Below are 17,359 nucleotides of genomic sequence, written 5' to 3'. Positions count from 1 at the left end.
GATACCGTTCTCCCGCCTGTGTTCTCACCACGAAGCCGCACGACTCCGCAGGCGCACACCGTCGGGCGTGCGCCAGAATGTCATAACTATTCATATCTGGCTCCGAGAAATAAAAAAACCGCCAAAGCGGTTTTTACGTTATATATTTTAATTTACATATTTTGATTTAGTTTTTCTTTATACCCTTCGATATCAAAATAGAATTGTCTGTTTCCACCCTGATAAAATCCACTTTCAATAATTAATTTTTTATGTGCTCCAACATTCTTAATAAATGATGCGCCATTTCTAATAAAAATAACATCACTGCTACCATCTGATGATGTTCTTGCTTTATAGCGTAATATTTTACCATCATCAAACTTTACAGAAATACTGCATTCCTCATAGAGAATACAGTTAAACTGACCGGGTTTGATTGTTAACAGGACATCAGCTGGTTTAAGAGTGTTAATATCCTGACCCTTTTGTAGTTTTGTCCATTTAGACCTTAGTATAAGCTCCATTTTTGAGCCACCATCATATGGAGCATCGAAATACACATTATTAGTTGACTCAGTCACCAGCTCTTTTATTACTGTACCTCTCATTCCGTCACTGAAGTATTTAGCCTTCCATTGACCCGCGTAAGAGTTAAATGACAGAAAAACAAAAACTAAACAAATAATAATCTTCATGACTATGCCCTTTTTATTAAAACAAGGGCAGATTATCATATTGATTCATTATGCAGCTATTGATTTCTTTAGGCATATTTTAATTTAACTCAGACGGTTGATAGACAGGAAACCTCCAAAGTTTTCTGTATTATTCCGCAATGAACAACCACGTTCACAGCGACTGCAGGCATCCTTTGCGGGATCTGCTGTCGGCTGGTCAAACTCGTCAGCTACTGCTGGGCCAGCATAACCGCACTCATCAGAACGGTAAATCCATGTACATGTGTTGGCCAGCATGATACGCCCAGGAAAAACGCTGCCATCAGTTTCAGTCGGCGTTGCCAGGACAAATGTCGCACTAACCGACGTTAGTTCACTACACTGCTCAATCACCCAGCGACTGACAGATTCCTGCTCCGGGTCTGCCTCCTGATTGCCACTGTGGAAATTCACGGCATCGAGAAACCTCGCGTATACCTTCCGGCGTATTACCGTCGCCCCGGCCAGACTTTGCAAATCCTCCACCATACCGGTCACCATACCGTAAAGATTAGAGACCTTGAGTGACGGGCGCGCAGCTGCACCTTTGCCGTTCATTTCAAATCCGCTACCCTCTATAGGATAAACATCATACTTCCGTCCCTGCCAGGTAACTGCCTCTCCCTTTTCATTCGCCTCGTTACAGAAAAAATAACGATCGCCACCAATTCCTGTCAGATCTATTTCCCATAAAACTACCTGTGCAGATTGTTCTGTCCGGGTAATTTCAGTCAGCGTTGACAATGGAATATCCTGCATACTGTGCTCCTAAATAACAACCTGCTCAAACGTACAATTAAAATCTGTATAACAGGCATAATCCGTAACAGACCATTCCCTGCAGACGATTCTGATTGTCCGATTATGTTTTGGTGGGCGCCATAAAAATGCCTTAACCCCGGAGTGATCAAAAAGAAAATCTTCCAGCGCCTGACGCTCTTCCTCCGACGTAACTCTGAATACAGGCTTAAAACTTTTTAATCTAAAATTGAGTCCTGCAGGCCTTCGTTGTTCATAGCCATCCCCGAATTTAACAGTCTGTACCGCTGGCGTAACCGATGACTGCATCCCCTCTCGTGGTATCCAGTAAAATGTTTTCATTGATCACCCGCTCAGCATTCCGCCATCACGACGCATAGACTGCATCGTTATTTGTACCCGTGAATCGATCATCTGGATAAGGTTTCTGGCCGCCTGTGGACCGATTTCTCCGTTTTTCCCATCATTCTGGATAGCAATATGATAAACGGGGGAATACACCATTTGACTGGCGCGACCATCACGGCTGCTGGCATCAGCATCTCGCAACGCTCTGACACCAAGTACACCATCCGCCGTTCTGGATAACGGCATAATTGCCTCCGGGCCAGCCTCCCCAAATACCCCGGCACCTTTCGCAAAAGCAAACAACGTAGGGGTATTATAAATACCGTTACTAAACGAACTCAGCGACGGGGAATCGTAAACACCACCATTGGCGTTAAATTCAAAGCTGCTGGCAAAACTACTTATAGCCGTTCCGGTACTTTCACCTAAACCGCCTGATATTCCTGATCCAATTCCCATGATGGATTTCAGGATTGTATTAGTCAGCAGGGCCTGCGCGGCCATATCTGTCAGGTTTTTAATAACTGACTGCGCCAGTGATGCAAACATACTAACCATGCCATCCCGGAACGACTGCGTATTCATCAGTAACCCGGTTAGCATATTACTGGTTCGTTCCTGCGCAGTCTCAAACAGACCAATACTCAGATTATTGAGATCACCTTGCGAGCGATACAGTTCTACAGCCGTCTGATATTGTGAATCAGCAGAATCCTTAGCGGCTTTTTGCTTCAGCATTTCGTATTGCTCTTTGCTGATCGCATCGTTCTGATAATATGCCTGCAGTAGTGCCTGGCGCTGGGTTAGCTGATTGCGAAGATCTGCCAATGGGTCTACTGTCCCGGCTATATTAAGCAATGGTGCAGATGCCGCATCAGCCTGGGCCTGTAACAGTTCACGGGCCGTACTTTGTGCCAACGTAATTCGGGCCGCCTGATACTCTTTTTCCGTAAGAAGGCGAGCATCTAAAAGGGATTTTAACTCCCAGCTCGCTTCGCGCTCTTTATTCAGCGACGCTCTGACTGGCGCATACTGCTCCGCCAGTTCGAGACGCTTTTTCTGGTAGTTTTCAGCATTCAGCAGCAGCGTCTTCTGAATATCTGCCTCACTGGCTCCGTCAGCGCGAGCGGCTTCAAGGAGTTTTCTGGCGCTTTCTTGCTCTTGTAGGTTGATACGGCCAAGACTTGAGGCATGTACCGCTTCGATTTCACGCCGCAGTTGCTCATACTGGTTAGCCTTTGCCTTTTGCCCCTTACCGCCGTCACCGTCTTGACCTGTCCAGGGCGTGGAAGGAGTATCCTGTCCAATTTCTGATTTTGTACTTGCTGTTATCGTCTTGATATCACTGGCTAACTGATTAGCATAATCAGCGATGCCGTTTTTAACCAGAAATTTTGCCTTGCCGACGTTGACCAGATTATCACGGGTTTTCTGAATCCCTTTATTAACCGATTCAAGATTTTCTTCTGCTCGTTTACGGGCGTCGTCCATCTCGCTTTTATTACCAAACACATCACCAATCCAGCCCTGTTTATTAGACTGGTCGATCTGTTTGTTCATATATTTCAGGACATCCTGCAGTTTGCGCTGTTCTTCCAGCTGGCTGTCCAATTTGTCGCGATAATCAATCTCTTTAACCGCCAGTTGTTTATCTGAAAGCTGCATCAAAGCAGCGGTAGTTTCAACAACAGCATCCTTCAGGTTTATTGCCGACTGGCGTGCATCGTTAGCCTGTTGATGAAAATATAACAACGCTGACCCAGCCAACATAGCTGCACCAAACGGGCCGCCAACCAATGCCAGCGCCCCTTTAGCTAATCCAATGGCTGCTGATGCAGATCGCGCTGAAAACGATAACTGCCTGTTAGCTGTAGTAAGCTGGTTTTTAGCCTGTGTGGCCAGCAGTGTCTGCTCAGTTTCCTGCCTGATCAGGCGGTTGAAATCACTCTGGTAACTGACATTCAAACCATATAATTTGGCCTTTTTTTCCATCTCACGATAATGGCCAAATTCAGCATTATTCTGCGCCAGAATTGCAGATGTGCTCTCCAGCGTTTTCCGAGCTATATCTGCCTGTGCCTGTGCGGCGGCCTTCACTGCCGTCTGATTTTCACGCCAGGCGACAACGCTCTCCCTTACCCCGCTCGTCAATTTTGTTGATAGCACAGGAATCAACGTATACAGCGCTACGTTGGCAACCGTATTAAAATTATCCGCCAGCCCGTTCAGCGCTTCTGTAATGGTCTGAACACCACTGCGCAGCGGGCCATCTCCGCTCTGCCCAACCTTCAGAATTAATCCCTCAAACGCGGAGGTTAGCCCCATGAGATCACCGTTCAGGTTATTAACCCTGATGGCAGCCTGCTCATGTGCCGTCTGCGTTCCTGTCAGCGCAGTGGTCAATTCATCCAGTTTGCTCCGGTTATCAACCAGTATCGATGCCGCAGTGATGTTTTCCACACCAAAAAGTTTAACCGCCTGTGCCGTCGACAGGTTTTTCCCTGCAAGATTAGCCAGCGCCTGGCTTAACCCAACGACAGATGGTTTCAGACTTTTGTCCGCCCCTTTTTCAAGGTTGAGGATGACGTTACGTAAAGCTGTCCCTGCTTCACCACCTTTAATTTCTCGCGCAGCAAGTACCTGAATTGCAGCATTAAGCTGCTCGAACCCTACGCCTGCCTGTGCTGCCGCCACGCCACCATTTTTAATGGCAGCGGCGGTATCCACTATTTCAGACGAGCCGTACTTAGCCCCTGCGGCCAGTACGTTAATATAGCGATCGGCCTGTTCCGCACCGGCGCCAAACTGGTTTAATGACAGTGCCAGTGTTCTGGTTGCATCCGGGAGCGTCGTACCTGCTGCCTGCGCCAGCGTCAGGGCGCTTTTAGTAGCAGCAGAAAGCCCTTCAGAGGTACTCAGAAGCTCTGGTTTAGCCGAGGCCATCAGTTTGATAGCCTCAGCCGCCTGCGATGCGCTGTATTCAGTCGTGCGGCCCATTTCCTGTGCCGCCTGATCGTATAACTTCATCTGCGCAGTACTGGCGCCAGTAATAGCCTGTAAATCAGATAATGACTGTGCGTACTGACGAGTCGTATTGATGATTGCACCGAGTGATAAACCAGCTCCGGCAAATCCTGCCAGCCTGCCAGCAAGCCCGGTTACGGACTCAGAAACACGCCGGTATGCATCCTCTGTTTTTTTAGCATCAGCCTGGGCATTGCGGTTAAAACGGCGTGACTGGTTGTCGGCATCACCGTAGGCGCTCATCAGCTGTGATTTAAAATTAGCTGCATTGAGATGCAGCCCGACGGCAAGAGAGGCAACGTCACCCATTACATTAATGCCCTCATAACAGCCGCACACTGATCATCAATACTCTGATTAACCGTTGCGGGAGATGATTCAACAGATGGCGTGGATGCGCTTATATCTTCTGCTTCGGGCCATTGAAAAATGCCCTGTTTCAGGAAGAAAGCACGCCAGTGGAAAAGTATGTCTGCCGGCAGTGCGGCAATCTTTGACGGGTCAGGCTCGCCCCAGCGATCGGCCAGCCAGAAAATCAGCTCCAGCCAGGGCGAGTCACTCAGTTTTTTTCGGCGGTTTCCAGCTTACCGATGGAATGTTTTTTGACCTTATCGATAGCATCCAGAAGCTCGACGTTGTCGTGTGCCGCCAGCAGTTCCTGTGCTGTAGGTTTATCGCTATCTTTAATTGGCTCACCATCTGGTGTTACCAGACTGTCGACAACGATCTGCACACTAAGCTCAGACGCCTTACGGGAATTACCTTCTGTCTGGGCCTCAATCAGCGCATCCTCATGATCAATCAATTCAGCTGCAGTCAGTCGGCGCAAATAAACTTTTGTGCCAAAAATTTCCGTCTCAACTGGCTCAGATTTAGTTTTAAGCAGCGCTGTTTTCAGTTTTGAAAGGTTAAATTCAGACATATTTCATCCTGTATAACGAAAATAAAAAAAAGCCGCCATAAACAGGCGGCGATATAGTCAGAGATAAGTAATTAACTCCCTGGTGCCGACGGGGCTGCGGATTTTGTTCCCCACTTAATATTATTTTGCTTACCCTGAACGGTAATCTGAATAACCTCGCTGGCCGGGGCGGTGATTTCGTTAACCTGCCAGCCTGCCAAAGCCAGAATCATTGATGCTGTCCGGCCATTAGGCAGTTCGATATAAAACTGGACAGTTTTACGCTGCTCTGCTGCATTAAGGAACGCTGCAAAATCACTGTTCGTCGGATCGTCAATAAATCCCAGCGATTTTTCCGGCCCTTCCGGCAAATCGGAAATGGATTGCTTACTTGTATCAAGAAGCGTGGTGCAATCGACAAAGCCTCCTGTCTGTCCGGTCGCTCCAAGTGCTTTACAGTTAACCAGAGGTTTCAGTGCTGCTTCAGCGTCACCAACCTCGCCGTACTTGACGATCGTTCCGGCAGGCAGCATCGCATATTCTGGCGATGTTTTTTGATCAGCCATAATTTTCTCTCTTTGTATATTGGCAGCGGTCGCTACCTGTTTTGAATGCCGTTTCTGATTTCCACAGCTAACACACGCAGCACAGTCTGGACGTTATAGTCCAGCGCTGGTCTGATAAACGGTTCTGCCACCTGTTTAACCGTTCCGAACTCCTGCGCTAATGCCTTCATATAATGTTGTTTGCTGGGACCGACCCGCAGTGTTACTACTGTGCTACCACGGCTCTTTCGGTTGGAGTTGCGTATTTTGATAGAGTCACGCATATGCTGTGCTGTAGATGTTTCGTCGTAGCCAGCATGTTGTTTCATATCCTCTTCAACAACTTTTAGCGCTTCCCGACCAGCATCTCTAAGGACTTTTGTACCGACTTTTTCTCCGAGGGCCATCAGCTGGCGTTCCAGCTCATCCAGGCCTGTAACTTCCATTTTGATCATTCTGCTGATTCCGGATAAACAAAGGTAAAGTCACGAACCAGTCGGTACTGGTTACGCCCGTTTGTCAGGGTTGTTTTATCCTGATGAATCCCTCCTCGATCAACATATTGAACCGGAAAACCGTCAAGCTGGCCGTGTACGATCTGCTTCCATTCGGACCAGATTTTCCTGTCCAGTCGCAACAGGTCTGTATAGGAATCCAGGAGGTAAAGTGAGATCTGAAAGCGGCCTGCAATCAAACCTGTTCGCAATAGTCCGGCGTAGATTCCCGGATCGGAAATTCGTTGAAACGTCACGCCTGCCTGTACAGTATCCGGAAGTAAAAGCGGATAAGCCGCCATCCCTGTAATCCGTTCCAGCGCCGTCTTAATTGCTGACTCGATCATGACGTGTATCTGCCTCCCCGGTTATAACGATGCGATCTGCCAGTCGCTCAACGTTCCTGACCGTATAAATTCGGTTCGTCGTGGCGACTTTCCAGTCAATATCAACTGCACGCGGGTACAACGTAAAAAGACAGGTTTCAACCACCTGTTGCTGATCCAGCGTTCGAACCTTACGGCCTGAAACCAGCTCCTTTTTAGCCCATGCTTCACCATCCAGAACCTCTCTGGCAGGAAGCTCCTCACCAAGCGGCCCACGCCCGATTTCAATATGGCTCAGTTTTATCCGGCAGTTCAGTTCACCGGGGCGAAGTGGTTTATCACTCATACCGTATGCTCCATGAGCGGAAACAGCAGATATTCAACGCCCAGATCGGCAGGAGACTCGTCACCAGTTCCTGTTGGATTGAGATACCACTGCGAGACCATCATTTTCGCTGCCAGCTTAATATCTTCATCAATAACGTAGCCATTTTCACCATCACCCAGCGCATCGAGCTGTTCCTGACTCTCAACCAGCCTGCAGTAATAGGTTCTTTCTATGCTTCGTTGTGCGGCATTAATCAGCGATGACAACAACTCATCGTGAGCGGTAAAATCCAGCTCCAGACGGAGCTGCGTCTTAGCTTCATCCAATGTCAGTATCATGATCACTGGCTCCCGACTGGGGACTTAATACTTTTTTCGCATCTTCTGGCCAGACGGCAATTCGTCGATCAACCAATGCTTCCGCATACTGAACATCGAAACAGGCTACATCACCGCGGGAATAGCGATGATATGGTCCCAGAAATGTTACAGCCTTACGTTCTACGTTAACTTCCGTTGGGACCGTGGTCCCATCTTCATGGGTACTGGTTTGGTCAGTATCCGCAGTACCTTCATTTTTAATTGCGGTTTTTGGTGTCTTACCTGCCATTACTTTTCTCCTGAAAAAGAAAAAGCCCGCATTTGCGGGCCATATTCGTCAATGGTTAGAACAGAACCTTAGTGCCAAGCACCATACCTTCCGGATGACGGAAGCCGATATCATGCTCTGTAACGACACGGATCAGAGACTGGTTACGGGAGAACGCTGATACCAGATTCCCGTCTGCATCCTGATATGACGCCTCCTGCGAGAACGCCACTTTCATGTTGCCATCTTCACCAATAACGACATCGTTAAAGTCGGCGAAATAAATCTCTGACTCTTTACCACCAGTACCCAGATTTGCAGGAATCGCGCTGGTTCGCTGGATTGGATACCCCTTCAGCAATCCCTGGGCCATTTCCGGGTAAACCTTATTACCGTTACCATCACGCAGGCCAAATAGTTTCATGTAGGTACGGTTGGACATACCCCAGCCACAGCTAATCATGTTGCTGTTACCATCCATTGCCATCAGGATGATGCTGTCGAGATACGTATCAATCGTATTCAGGTTAATGTCGGCAGCGGAATCCCATTCCTTCAGACGGTTCCATTCCGTAGCGCGGGCCTTCATCCCGATTGGGGTATCGCCGGTGCCATCATCACGCATAAAGGCCTTGTCTTCACGGACAGAAATCGCGGTAAGAATATCCTGCAATACCAGTTGCTCTACGTTGAACCCGGCGCGACCAATCAGCTGGTTAGAGATAGGCACCATCGCAATCATGGTTTTCGCGGTAAGTTTCACATCGTCGAAGCGTGCTTCTGACGTTTTGGCATCCTTACCTTCGCCGGTATAGCTCGCCGTCGCCCCACCTGCCAGACGCGGCAACGCCATATTGCCGTTCGGCAGCGGAATAGAGCGGGCGCCCAGCTTACGAACGATGGTGCGATCACGCAGTAGTTCGATCACCTCGCTGTGGAGGTTTTGCGGGATAAGAACTCCACCAGAATTCGCCGCCGTATTAATAGCCATCGATACAGATGGGTCATTCAGTTCTTCTGCCGCAAATTTTGCAGCATCCTGAACGTTACCCTGTGCAGCTGCAATCGACATAACAAGACGGGTCATCCCGGCGCCGGTATATTGCTTAGGCTCTGTTTTAACGCTGACAGCAGGTGCCTGCTGCGTCGCTTTAACTGGTTTTGCCACAACAGCTGCCGCACGTTCAGCCGCTTCCAGACGGTCGATTTTGGCGCTGATATCACCAAACTGCTGCTGCAGGCTGGCGAACTTCGTCAGTTGCTCTGCCGTCAACGTACCGCCGCCGGCTTCAACTGCTGCCAGTTCCTGAACCTGCTGATTAATACCCGCGCGTTCACGACGTAATTCTTCAATATGATCCATGTTTTTTCTCTCTTTTTGGCATAAAAAAAAGCAGCCCGGAGGCTGCTTTCTGATAATGACGCGTTCGCGTCGGGTTACATTTTTGCTTGCTGGTCCATTACTGCGGCCTGAAGCTTAATTGACGTTGCCTGCTGCGGTTTTTTGTATTTATCTGCAATAGCGTTAATAGCAGACTGCGGATCTGACACCTCATCAGCCAGACCGGCAGTAATAGCATCGGCACCAAAGTAAAGTCCTGCCTGGGTATCAATAACAGCCTGCTGATTCATGCCGCGATATTCAGCTACAGATGCCGTAAATACCTCGTACATATCATCGATCATTCCCTGGAACATCAAATGTGCCTGCTCACTCAGCGGCTCATGTGGCGTACCATTATTTTTGTTATCACCACGATAAATAGTGGTGAATTTCAGCCCAACGCTATCTTCCCATTTCGATGCTTCCATATGCTCAAAAATAACGCCGATTGAACCCACTCCGCTTGTTTTACTAACGATAATTTTGCTGCAGGCTGACGCAATAAAATATGCAGCTGAATACGCGCTGTAATTCACGATCGCTGTAATTGGTTTTATATCACGTGACTGAAATATATAATCAGCCAGCTCTTTACACCCTACAGCAGCTCCGCCTCCTGAATTTATATCCAGAACAATTTCGCTAATTGCAGGGTCATTCAGCGCCATATAAAGCTGGCTGCGGATTCGTTCATAGCTCGTCAGTTCCGTACACATCGCCGTTATCTGCCCACGACGCGGAACCAGAATCCCATGAACGGAGATGACAGCGATACCACCTGCTGGCTGTTCCATTGCTGGCTCAGGCTGGTTATCCGGAGTCAGCGCCATAGTAATTCCTGCATCGGTAACAGCACCCTGAATCCGGGGGATAAGCACCGCTTTAACCGAGTCCATTGTCTGGCGCGTAGCATAATGTGGCACGCCAAATACCTGATCTGCCAGATGAGGCAGGTTAATCAATTTCGTCATGGTTTCCACCATTAAAAAAGCCCGTATTACGGACTGGCTTACTCTTCTCCCAGGATGGCTTTAATCTCAAGCATCTGTTGTGCCGTCGGTTTATTTTTCCCGGGAAGTAAATTAGTACTATCAACCATATTCAACGGCGTCAGATACTTATCACCTCCCTGAATCGGAGGCAGGTTTTCCATCCGGCGAATATCGTTAACTGATAACCAGCCCCACTGGCGCCCAAGTGCGTATGATTCATAACGTGATTTCTGATCTCCACGCAGCAATCCTGATACATTAAATTCGATATACAGCTCACCACGTTCACTGGGGAGCAGCAGATCACGCATCAGCGCGCCTTCATGCCGTTTCAGCCAGGCAAGCAGCGTGTACATGACAAACTGCAATCCCTGATGCTCAATATTGTTATTGGTCGCCTTCTCCAGCATTTGCACCATATGTGGCGGGATCTTATATAACCGACAGACCTCCTCAACACCCCACTGCCTGGACTGCAACAGCTGCGCTTTCTCATTATCTTGAGATAGCTGTTTGTAGCTCATCCCTTCCTGAAGTAATGCAACAGAGAATGCGTTTCTTACGCCGGAATATCTGTCCGTCCACTTTGCCAGCAGGCGGTCGATAGCATCCTGATTTTTGATTGTTGGGGCATCTTTTGGACGCTCAATAACGCCGCTCATCGTTGTGCCCCGGCGAAAGACCTGAGAAGCATGCTCTTCCACGGCCAGGTTTAGCCCAAGAACATCCGCGTTCGTCTGTATTGGGGAACTGCCGATATAGCCATCCAGCGAGAAGACCTTCACATGATGCATCATGCGCATTGGCAATGTTTCGCCAATTTCGGGTAGTTCATAATATGGCATCCCGTCCGGTCCTTTCAGAACTATGATTTTTTTGGGATTAACCGGGATTAATTCGCGGGGATACCCTTTTCCATCCCTGTCGATGATCGAGTAGCAATTTCCCTCCAGCCCGAGCAGGCCCTGTTGCTGTTCAAAGTATTCAAATGAAGTGTCTTTTTTATTGGGCTGGGAATGAATCAGATCATAAACAGGATGGTCAGTGGCCCGTTCCCGGCCTCCGTTATCGCGTCGCCGGTACAGTTCACACGGTAGTTGTGCGACTGATTCAGCAAGAAGCGTAACACACGCCCGGACAGCCGATAATGCTATCGCTGTTTCGGGAGTTATAATTATTCCCGCCTTACTCTGGTTTGAACTGACCCCTCCCAGCATCGCTTCCCAAAAACCGCCACCAGATCGTGATTTACCCCGGAACATCTGGGGAATGAACATTATTCACCCCCTGATTTTTGTATGCCGTCTGACGCTATAAGAGCAATGCAGAATGACCATACCAGACAAATTATTCCCCCCACGATCAAACCGGCTGCTGGTGAGACCAGCCATGCACCGGCAGACATCAGACAGGCTCCGGCGAGGCCGATAAAAAAGCTTAAAATCGTTATTAACATGCCACATCTTCCTCGTCATAAACGGATGAGTTAATCTCCCGGCCATTGAGCATCGCGCGGCCGATCCCCATCATCAGGCCAACCGCACCATCGATTTTGTTGCCGGCCCCCTCTTTTACCGGACGTACAACATCATCACTACCCGGTAAATACTTACCGACAACGTTAGAGATGCACCAGGTCATCAGCGGATTACCGTCATGATGGAAGCGGCCAGCAGCGATCGCAGCCTCAATCTCTCGCATCGGGTCGCTCATGTTGGTGTAGTTCTGGGTGATGGTGACGGGCTCCAGCCCTTCATCCTGCAACATATGGGAAAGGCCGGTGGCGCCATAGGGATCAATCGGGCTGGCCGCTATTTTCACCGTCTCCCGTAAATTCAGGATCGCTTCGTAAATAAGGCGATAATCCACCTCTGCACCGTCAGACGGAACCAGCACGCCCTGATTAACAAAGGACTGATAGCGATCGGCGGTAGTTTTTAGCGCCGGATCTGTCGAATACACGGTATCTTCTGGCACCCAGAACAGAGGCGAAACGCAGTAGTAATGGCTTACTCCGTCAATTTCCCGGCGGAAAACGGGTACAACCGCGTTAAGGTCAAGCTTTGAAGCCAGGTCGATACCGAGATAACACTCTTCCCCCGCAAAATCGGACAGTCTGAGTGTCTTGTCTGCCGTGGTCATCCACTTCTGCAGGTTGTAGTAAGCCGCTTTTGAACTCACCCATTTATTGAAATGCTTGGTGAGTATTTTGTTGGTCTGGCTGGGCGTGGATATCGCCAGCTGCTGCTTGGCCTTAAGGAATCCCTCTTTCACCGAAATGTTGTAATTCGGGTTGGCTTTGATCAGCGCTTCCGGCTGCGTCCAGTCATCGTCATCATCCAGCGTGTAGATGATCCCGAAAATTGCCTCGTTTTCACCACCTTCCCGGATACGCTCCAGTATCTCGACCACCTGAGCACGTTTTTCATAACAAGGCGAGGCAATATCAAAGCCTGCCGTCGTGATGATGAGCGTGATGGGTTGTTCCCTCGCCCCCATACCGGTGGTCATAGTGGTATAGAGCGCGTCAGTATCGTGCTCATGATATTCGTCGATGATGGCGCAGGAGGGTGAATCACCATCGCCGGGATCGCCGATAACGGGTGCGAACAGGGAACCATCCGGGCGCGTCATTTTCTTCGCCCAGGGTTTAATGCTGAACTTCTGGCGCAGAGCCGGAAGTTTTTTCACCATTGCCAGAGCAGGGGCAAAGACTTTCCATGCCTGTTTTTCCGTCGTGGCGCCACAGTAAACTTCCGCAGCGTACTCACCATCGGCGCAGAACATATAATTACCAACGGCCGCCGCGATCGCCGATTTGCCGTTTTTACGTGGCACCTCGATGTAAATCTCAGTGAAGCGACGAAAACCATTATCCTTCCGCACCCAGCCAAACGGCACGCCCAGCGCAAATTTCTGCCAGGGTTCAAAATCAATACGCAGTTTCCGGCGAGCCCACTCACCGGATGTATGCGGCATTTTCTGGGAAAAACGAAGGAAACGTTCTGCTTTATTTTTATCGAAGCGGTAAGGCCAGTGTGGATCTCTGGCGCGTTCCAGGTCGTCCAGATGTCGCTGACAGGCAAGAATGGTTAACCGGCAGGCCAGTATCTTCCCGTTCACGACGTCCCGCGCATACTGGTTCGCCGCATTGACGTTCGGATATGTAGCCATCAGTCAAACTCATCAAATTCATTCCCTTCATCGTCCGGATCATTTTTACCGCTGGTCATTCTTATGCGGCTGAGCGGGTCTAACCCGAGAAGTGAACCCAGACGGGCCAGCTGCGAAACGGAGTCATTACGGACATTGACTGCAGGATGTTTTTTCTCACCCCCCATTTCACTTGATACGGTCAGCCCATCTTTCGCGATGACTTTTTCGGCCTCAACCATCAGATGAAACGCATTGCAGTACGCCAGGAGTAACGGCGCGTCTTCAAGATCAAAAACACCGCGTTCGATTAAAATTTTGCTTTGAGTTTTCCAGATACGGATCGCTATATCGCTCATTAACTCATCTGGCGGTGCAATCCTGGTCAGCTTGCTTTTCTGACCCTGAGGCAAATTGCGCTTACGGCCACCACCGGAAGATCGCACAGCAATACCCATCAAAACCTCCAATTCAATAGGCTGAGCCTTCCGGAAAAAAGTTTCTTAATTTGGGCGCGTAAAAATTTGACGGGAGCGGCAGTCCTGAAGCGCGAAAGGGGGCAGGGATTTTACCCCCCTACCCCCTGGCCTGTGTAGGCATCAATCAAGGTGGAAGCCATCATTCAGGCTGCGCCGACGACCGCTGCTCACATTGTGTAGACAGGCATTAGAGTTATGCCCTGACTGCTCACAATAGCCGCAGCGCAGGTTGGCGCGGCGCGATGAACCACCTTATGTTTTTGGGCAGTTAGCGACTGAATGCAGTTTTGAACCACAATATGTGCAGTGGATATACACCATCAGTTCAGTCTCTCTCTGGCTGTCTTGGCCCGATGGCATTCCCAGCATAACGATTCCAGATTCGAATCATCATCATTGCCGCCATGAGCTTTTGGAATGATGTGATCAACGCTGGTCGCTTTCTTAGCTATCTTCTGCCGTCGATGGTTCTGACACAGGTATTGATCACGCTTCAGGATACGCGCACGGATAATGTCCCACTTCGAACCGTAGCCGCGCTGATGTCGGGACTGGCCTGGCTTGTATTGCTTCCAGCTTTCACTTTTATGGCTTTCACAATATCCGGATGGATCTGTTGTTGTACTGTGACAGCCGCGCTTACGACAGGCTCGAGGAATTAGTGCTGGCATGGTTCATCCTTACAAAAATCCATGGTGGTGCTCGTGTTCTGCACATAAAAAAGCCTCGCATATGCGAGGCTATGTAAATAAGTGGTAGTGATAATCTAGCAGTTATGTACGGAAAGGTTCTTTAAGAACTACAGGTTTCTCTCCTGCATCCTGGCACCAGTTGTTAAACTCTGTAACAGCTGACATAAGATCACTATCAGCAATGGCAACTCTCTCCGATAATGTATTAATCAGATTTATATCAAAGATAACTATCACTGGTGGAGTAGCATTCGAGTTACCTTTACTTAATCTAGATACTTCAGCGCGTAACTCTTGGATGTACTTGTTGCGGTCTATATCAAGTCGTCTGATACTTTCGCCAAGTACTTTGCAACGCCCAATTGCCTCATAATTTAATTCAGCCATTTACACCTCGTGTTGCCATAATTCAGAAATTAAGTGTTAAATTATGACGGATAGTTAATGTAAATATCACCATGAAATTTAACTAAATTTAAACACTCAGACCAAATTTCTTTTTTGCATACCCTTTCAATAATTCAACACCAACATCTTTTATTACTGAAATAGGTTCATTACTAAGATTCTTCAAGCGCTCAAAAACATCGTCCTTATCTAGAGACAATGCAAATTCCATACCATCAGTCGTTAATCTAAGCTTTGAATTTGTATAATCAAAGTCTCCACTCCTGGTGACAAACAAACCGATGGACTCAGGGGTTCCAGTTTCATTTTTCAAATTACTTATATAGCCCTGTTCTGCAAGCAGCAGTGCATGAAATGCCCCCTCTCCGGTAGTAATGTCATAACCCGATTCAATTAATTCAGATATGGTTAAAAAGTGCTGATTGGATTCTAAAAAAAGTCCAGTTAGGCCCTTAAGGTAATCAATATTTATTCTCATAATGAAATTCTCGTAGTAATGAATTCTTCATTATATCAATTAACACCCTACCAAAATAGTAATGTTAACAAAAATCAATATGACTTTCCCCGACTCAACATATTTTTTTCTTCTCTTAAAGAGCCATGTATCCATTCGCACGTTATCCTGGCGGTGTAACGTTCGTCAGCGATTGCAGCATATCGTTTAGCTTCTGCTGCAATATCTCCGAGCATGTCGGCAAGCATTCCGGCGGTGGCGTCGGCTGTTTTGCTTCTGACGGCAGCGGCAAGATTTGCGGTGTGCTTTGCGGCGTCTAGGCGGGTGGCAAGTTTTTCTGCTTCGGCACGCAGCTGGCTAACAGTGACAGACAGGCCAGCAGTACTGTCGTAATGCACAAACTGGATTAACCGGCTGTAATCACACCATGCCGGGTAAATACATTTGCACTTCATTCACTACTCGCTCACGAGCAACGTGAAGCAATCTTTTCCGCCCACCAACGCCCCACTTAGCCATTTGACTTGCGCACTGGCTTATCGCTTTGGTTTCCGTGTTGATGATGTGGTCAATTTTGTTCAGGCGAGACATAGCACCAACGCCGAGACGGACAACCGTTTTGAAAACTTCATAAACTTCGATTTCAAATTCCGGCTTAATCCATGCTGCATATCTGATTGCCAGTAGTTCAACACCCCACACACCAGAATCAACCCCACCCTTTATTACTTTAAGTGGTTGAATCTCTTTCAAAGCTCTTTTTTGAGCTTTGGCTTTTAGTGCTGAAATGAACCGTTTAATCTGTGCACTCCTCAGAAAATTACTGGGACGTTGAGATTCAGTTGCCTCGCCATTTGCAACTGCTGCTGCATGGAGATCGTTTAAGTTGTAGCGTCCCCCCTCATCAACACGAACGGACACACCATTGACAATAACTGTTTGATAATTCATCAGTGATTACCTTTTAGTGATGAACCTTGTCACACAGGATTCCGGCCCACAGAAAGGCACCGATTACCAAACCGGCATCCTCAAGGGTCATCCTGAAAGGTTCTGTGTTCAGAAGTCGCGCGTGTGAAGCGCGTTTACTGCAGACGTAAAAATGCCCCGCTAGTGCGAGGCATTTTCCTGAAAGTCACTTGTCAAAATCTCTATTCATCAGAATGCCTCCGGGAAACCTCGGCCAGCAGTCACCAGGTTTCACTTCTGCCCGGTCACTTTGTCCCAGGTACGTTCGCATGTGCTTCCGGCGACATAACGCTCATCAGCCTCTTTTGCGAACTTTCCCGCCAGATCGTCAGCTTCGCCAAGCAACTGGGCGAGCAGTATTCCGGTCTCGGCTTTTGCCTGGCTTGCTGCGGCAAGAGCGGAAAGCCTGCCGGTTTCACTTCCTGCAAGTTGCCGTTGTACTGCTGCGAGCTGCTGTTGCAGCCCACCGCGAGCACGCTCAGCAGCATCAGCATCGGCCTGTATTTTTGCCAGTTCTTCATCGGCTCTTTTCCGTTCTTCATCTGCGGCGTGCTGGCGACGCTGTTCTTTCGCTCGTTCGGTTACTTCACGCTGCAATGCAGCGGTCGCATCGGTAAGGTCTCGTTGCGCCCACTGGTATTTCCAGGATGTATCCGCTTTCTGATAACCTCGTGAATAACACCAGTACGCTGCCGCACATAACAAAAAAGCCACCAGCAGTATTTCTGCTAATGGCTTCCAGATTTTTTTAAGCAATACAGGTAACAGATTCATACCAGCACCGATTTTGCTTTTTCAAAGCGCTCTCGCCTGT

The 17,359-nt window shown here is 48.5% G+C and carries 21 protein-coding genes and 2 pseudogenes; all 23 read right to left on the bottom strand.

From position 1 onward, the window contains the following. Nucleotides 1–94: pseudogene (locus ACLD3P_RS21660) on the bottom strand (phage tail protein); the annotation flags it as partial. 58 nt (nt 95–152) lie between these two features. Further along, nucleotides 153–677 (bottom strand): hypothetical protein, encoded by a 525-nt coding sequence (locus ACLD3P_RS21655; protein WP_141023721.1) that lies wholly within the window; start codon nt 675–677, stop codon nt 153–155. An 84-nt stretch (nt 678–761) separates the two neighbouring features. Then, nucleotides 762–1,457 carry a phage minor tail protein L gene (locus ACLD3P_RS21650; protein WP_020843858.1) on the bottom strand — a complete coding sequence of 232 codons (696 nt, stop codon included), beginning with the start codon at nt 1,455–1,457 and terminating at the stop codon, nt 762–764. Between the two features lie 9 nt (nt 1,458–1,466). After that, nucleotides 1,467–1,799: a phage tail protein gene (locus tag ACLD3P_RS21645; protein ID WP_020843857.1), complete on the bottom strand. Its 333-nt coding sequence runs from the start codon at nt 1,797–1,799 to the stop codon at nt 1,467–1,469. A 3-nt stretch (nt 1,800–1,802) separates the two neighbouring features. Continuing rightward, nucleotides 1,803–5,138, bottom strand: coding sequence for a phage tail tape measure protein (locus ACLD3P_RS21640; protein WP_411006741.1), 3,336 nt, complete (start codon nt 5,136–5,138; stop codon nt 1,803–1,805). A gap of 250 nt (nt 5,139–5,388) precedes the next feature. After that, on the bottom strand, nt 5,389–5,751 hold the full coding sequence (locus ACLD3P_RS21635) for a hypothetical protein (RefSeq protein WP_020843855.1): 363 nt from the start codon (nt 5,749–5,751) through the stop codon (nt 5,389–5,391). A 71-nt stretch (nt 5,752–5,822) separates the two neighbouring features. Continuing rightward, a complete protein-coding gene (locus ACLD3P_RS21630) occupies nt 5,823–6,296 on the bottom strand; it encodes a major tail shaft subunit (protein ID WP_023197200.1) in 474 nt (157 codons plus the stop codon). A gap of 32 nt (nt 6,297–6,328) precedes the next feature. Beyond that, entirely contained in the window at nt 6,329–6,730 is a 402-nt protein-coding gene (locus tag ACLD3P_RS21625) for an HK97-gp10 family putative phage morphogenesis protein (protein WP_069720979.1), read from the bottom strand. Further along, nucleotides 6,727–7,116 carry a hypothetical protein gene (locus ACLD3P_RS21620; protein WP_023228904.1) on the bottom strand — a complete coding sequence of 130 codons (390 nt, stop codon included), beginning with the start codon at nt 7,114–7,116 and terminating at the stop codon, nt 6,727–6,729. Before ACLD3P_RS21620 ends, ACLD3P_RS21625 begins: the two co-directional genes overlap by 4 nt. Next, a complete protein-coding gene (locus tag ACLD3P_RS21615) occupies nt 7,097–7,441 on the bottom strand; it encodes a head-tail adaptor protein (RefSeq protein WP_079773296.1) in 345 nt (114 codons plus the stop codon). Before ACLD3P_RS21615 ends, ACLD3P_RS21620 begins: the two co-directional genes overlap by 20 nt. Continuing rightward, complete coding sequence (locus tag ACLD3P_RS21610; protein ID WP_411006740.1) at nt 7,438–7,761, bottom strand: head-tail connector protein; 324 nt, start codon at nt 7,759–7,761, stop codon at nt 7,438–7,440. The genes ACLD3P_RS21615 and ACLD3P_RS21610 overlap by 4 nt, the downstream gene beginning before the upstream one ends. Next, complete coding sequence (locus ACLD3P_RS21605; RefSeq protein WP_411006739.1) at nt 7,742–8,032, bottom strand: hypothetical protein; 291 nt, start codon at nt 8,030–8,032, stop codon at nt 7,742–7,744. The genes ACLD3P_RS21610 and ACLD3P_RS21605 overlap by 20 nt, the downstream gene beginning before the upstream one ends. Before the next feature lie 55 nt (nt 8,033–8,087). Further along, nucleotides 8,088–9,374 carry a phage major capsid protein gene (locus ACLD3P_RS21600; RefSeq protein ID WP_411006738.1) on the bottom strand — a complete coding sequence of 429 codons (1,287 nt, stop codon included), beginning with the start codon at nt 9,372–9,374 and terminating at the stop codon, nt 8,088–8,090. Between the two features lie 74 nt (nt 9,375–9,448). Then, on the bottom strand, nt 9,449–10,366 hold the full coding sequence (locus tag ACLD3P_RS21595) for a S49 family peptidase (protein ID WP_411006737.1): 918 nt from the start codon (nt 10,364–10,366) through the stop codon (nt 9,449–9,451). Nucleotides 10,367–10,404: 38 nt separating this feature from the next. Further along, nucleotides 10,405–11,664, bottom strand: coding sequence for a phage portal protein (locus tag ACLD3P_RS21590; protein ID WP_411006736.1), 1,260 nt, complete (start codon nt 11,662–11,664; stop codon nt 10,405–10,407). Between the two features lie 172 nt (nt 11,665–11,836). Beyond that, on the bottom strand, nt 11,837–13,561 hold the full coding sequence (locus ACLD3P_RS21585; RefSeq protein WP_411006735.1) for a terminase large subunit: 1,725 nt from the start codon (nt 13,559–13,561) through the stop codon (nt 11,837–11,839). Further along, on the bottom strand, nt 13,561–13,998 hold the full coding sequence (locus ACLD3P_RS21580; protein ID WP_020843844.1) for a phage terminase small subunit P27 family: 438 nt from the start codon (nt 13,996–13,998) through the stop codon (nt 13,561–13,563). The genes ACLD3P_RS21585 and ACLD3P_RS21580 overlap by 1 nt, the downstream gene beginning before the upstream one ends. A gap of 341 nt (nt 13,999–14,339) precedes the next feature. Next, a complete protein-coding gene (locus ACLD3P_RS21575) occupies nt 14,340–14,690 on the bottom strand; it encodes an HNH endonuclease (protein WP_411006734.1) in 351 nt (116 codons plus the stop codon). Nucleotides 14,691–14,792: 102 nt separating this feature from the next. Next, nucleotides 14,793–15,098: a hypothetical protein gene (locus ACLD3P_RS21570; protein WP_411006733.1), complete on the bottom strand. Its 306-nt coding sequence runs from the start codon at nt 15,096–15,098 to the stop codon at nt 14,793–14,795. Between the two features lie 88 nt (nt 15,099–15,186). Continuing rightward, on the bottom strand, nt 15,187–15,597 hold the full coding sequence (locus ACLD3P_RS21565; protein ID WP_001222152.1) for a hypothetical protein: 411 nt from the start codon (nt 15,595–15,597) through the stop codon (nt 15,187–15,189). A gap of 74 nt (nt 15,598–15,671) precedes the next feature. Continuing rightward, a pseudogene (locus ACLD3P_RS21560) lies at nt 15,672–15,962 on the bottom strand (DUF2514 family protein); the annotation flags it as partial. A 34-nt stretch (nt 15,963–15,996) separates the two neighbouring features. Further along, a complete protein-coding gene (locus ACLD3P_RS21555) occupies nt 15,997–16,527 on the bottom strand; it encodes a KilA-N domain-containing protein (RefSeq protein WP_001109263.1) in 531 nt (176 codons plus the stop codon). 249 nt (nt 16,528–16,776) lie between these two features. Then, nucleotides 16,777–17,319 (bottom strand): DUF2514 family protein, encoded by a 543-nt coding sequence (locus tag ACLD3P_RS21550; protein WP_411006732.1) that lies wholly within the window; start codon nt 17,317–17,319, stop codon nt 16,777–16,779. Nucleotides 17,320–17,359: the final 40 nt, after the last annotated feature.

Source organism: Salmonella sp. 741265073_HBA (assembly GCF_046569105.1).
Taxonomy (GTDB): Bacteria; Pseudomonadota; Gammaproteobacteria; order Enterobacterales; family Enterobacteriaceae; genus Salmonella; species Salmonella enterica.
Note: the sequence above shows the minus strand (reverse complement) of the source record. Positions and strands in the feature narration are given on the sequence as shown.